Genomic DNA, 2,417 nt, shown 5'->3' with positions numbered 1-2,417 from the left:
AACTCCTAGTATACGGAATAACGGACATGAAAACCGCAGCCCGTGTTATTCATAGCGACCCTGACATCCTGGGAGGAACCCCTGTTTTTGTTGGAACTCGTGTGCCAATAAAAACTTTGCTCGATTATCTCAAAGCAGGGGATCCACTCGACGAATTCTTAGAGCATTTTCCCAGTGTTAGCCGTGAGCATGCGATCGCAGCCCTTGAATTGGCAAAGGAAATGCTGACAGCCTATGCGAATCCTGCTTGATGAGTGCGCCCCACGACCTTTAAAGCGCGAACTTGCTGATTACGAGATACGCACAGTTGTCGAGATGGGATGGTCAGGAAAAAAGAACGGTGAGTTGCTGCGGCTCATGATTCAGGAGGGTTTCACGGTTCTACTCACTACAGATCAAAATTTGCGTTATCAGCAAAACTTGCAGCAAGCTGGAGTAGCAGTCATTGTTCTTGTGGCACCTAGCAATAGGCTCCCTGATTTAGTTCCTCTGATACCAGATGTTCGTAACGTTCTGAATACAATTGCTCCGGGGGAAGTGATTGAAGTTAAAAGTTCTTGAAAGTTGCGTAGGGTGCGTTAGGGGCGGGCTAGCCCTGATTTTCCGCCTCTTCGTTCCTGGTTGAAACAGCCCGCCCCGTAACGCACCATCAGGTCAAACAGCTTTTAGGAGATGCACCCAATCGTCCTCTCTACTCCCGACTCCCGACTCCCGACTCCCGACTCCCGACTCCCGACTCCCGACTCCCTTTGCTATATGATCTAATTACTCATAACTAGCAACATCAAGTATTCTATTAAGAGCAACGCTCTCATCTGAAATGTATTCCTGAGAAAAATAGTAATAACTGTTAGGCTCATTATCAGGAATCACGCCATTAACGACTAAGCCCAGAACAGTCTGACCAGACTGCTCCAAAAGTCCCTTGGCGAAAGCAGCACTACCGGAATCGACCACTCCAGGTCGGGAAACTAACAGCACACCATCGGTCATTTTTCCTAGGATAGGAGCATCAGCAGCAACGTTTAAAGAAGGGGTATCAATAATCACAAAGTCGTAACGACTAGCAACATGGTTAATCAATGAAGCCATGCGCTCGGAATCCAGAAGCACTGCTGGATTAGGAGGTACTACTCCAGAGGTCAGGACATCCAGAGTCTCGCTCACTGGTTTAATGGCATCCCCTAATTTAACTTGATTAACAAGCATATTGCTCAAGCCCACTTCATTCGATAAATCCCAGATTCGATGTTGAACAGGCTTATGGAGATCAGCATCAATTAGCAATACCTTACTTCCTCGCTGAGCAATCACTGCTGCTAAATTAGCAGACACCGTTGACTTACCTTCTTGAGGTAAGGAGCTAGTCACAGTCACCGCTTTGAGAGCTTTATCTGAACTCAAAAACTTGAGATTTGCTTGCAGCATCCGATAGGATTCACTGATGGGAGACCGAGGGGTATTCCGAACAATAACTTGGGGCGTAAATGGATCTAAAACTTCCTGTGATGGATTTAATAATTGAGATTTACTAAAGTGGGTAATCACACCCAGCAAGGTAAATTTAAATAATTGCTTAACGTCTTTAATCGTTTTCAGAGATTTATCTCTGGTTTCTAAAATATAAATAATTGCTGCGGTGGCCAACAGTCCCTGAAAACAAGCAGCAATATAGGCTATTTTAGCAGATGAAATCGGAATCATCGGCACCTGATCCCCTGCAATAATGCGGGCATTACCCATGTTTTGATTTTCCGCTACATGAATTTCTCCAAGCTTATTTAGCAACAGAGAATAGGTGGATTGGGACACATCAAGTTGGCGTTCTAACTCGCGCTGCTGTTGTTCCAGTCTAGGGAGATCGTTAAGTCTTTTTCGGTAAGCGGTTTGAGCATTGACTAAGGCTTTTGTCTGATTAGCCAAACCTAAACGAGCTGCTTCTAATTCTACTAGCTCTTTAGTCAGGTCTTGTTGTAACTCTCCGAGTTGAAAAAGCTGGCTAGCAGGTTTCGGCTTAGCCTTAGAAACCTGTTTAACTCGTTGGTTTAGGATACCTTTTAGGCTGGCTACCTTACTTTCTAAGTTAGCAATTGTGGGATGGGTGGGTTGGAAACGGTTACGCTCAAGAGCCAGTTCGACTTCCACTTGGCGCAATTCTTGGAGTGCCTCCTGCACCTCAGGAGACTGCTTGAGAGCCGTTAGAGCGATCGCTTGCTTGGAGTTCATGCCCAATCGTTGTTGGAGCGATTCGTACTGGGCATTGACATCAGCCATTTTAGACTGATTTTGAGCAATTTCTTTTTGCAAATCTGTCAGGACTTCGATAGCTGAGCGAGCTTCTGCGTCTAAGGATATCACTTCATTCTCTTGTTTGAACTGACGCAAAGCTGCTTCTGTTTTACTAACAGTAGCTTCTG

The 2,417-nt window shown here is 45.4% G+C and carries 3 protein-coding genes; 2 read left to right on the top strand and 1 reads right to left on the bottom strand.

Going from position 1 to position 2,417, the window contains the following annotated elements; all coding sequences use genetic code 11:
* Together F6K49_RS41575 and F6K49_RS41570 are read left to right on the top strand one after the other, a co-directional pair.
* Window positions 1-251, top strand: a 251-nt coding sequence (locus tag F6K49_RS41575) for a DUF433 domain-containing protein (RefSeq protein ID WP_293107039.1), incomplete at its 5' end; no start/stop codon positions are given.
* Window positions 235-561 carry a DUF5615 family PIN-like protein gene (locus tag F6K49_RS41570; RefSeq protein ID WP_293017330.1) on the top strand — a complete coding sequence of 109 codons (327 nt, stop codon included), beginning with the start codon at window positions 235-237 and terminating at the stop codon, window positions 559-561. The genes F6K49_RS41575 and F6K49_RS41570, both read left to right, overlap by 17 nt.
* Before the next feature lie 204 nt (window positions 562-765).
* Here the strand turns inward: F6K49_RS41570 and F6K49_RS41565 are convergent.
* Window positions 766-2,417, bottom strand: a 1,652-nt coding sequence (locus F6K49_RS41565) for a polysaccharide biosynthesis tyrosine autokinase (protein WP_293107036.1), incomplete at its 5' end; no start/stop codon positions are given.

The organism is Moorena sp. SIO3I6 (genome assembly GCF_010672095.1).
The sequence above is the reverse complement of the archived record's forward strand: the minus strand, read 5'-3'. Positions and strand labels throughout refer to the sequence as shown.

What these genes read in the sequence shown, in the direction of transcription:
- F6K49_RS41570 (WP_293017330.1), top strand. Translation starts at nt 235, where the DNA reads ATGCGAATCCTGCTTGATGAGTGCGCCCCACGACCTTTAAAGCGCGAA.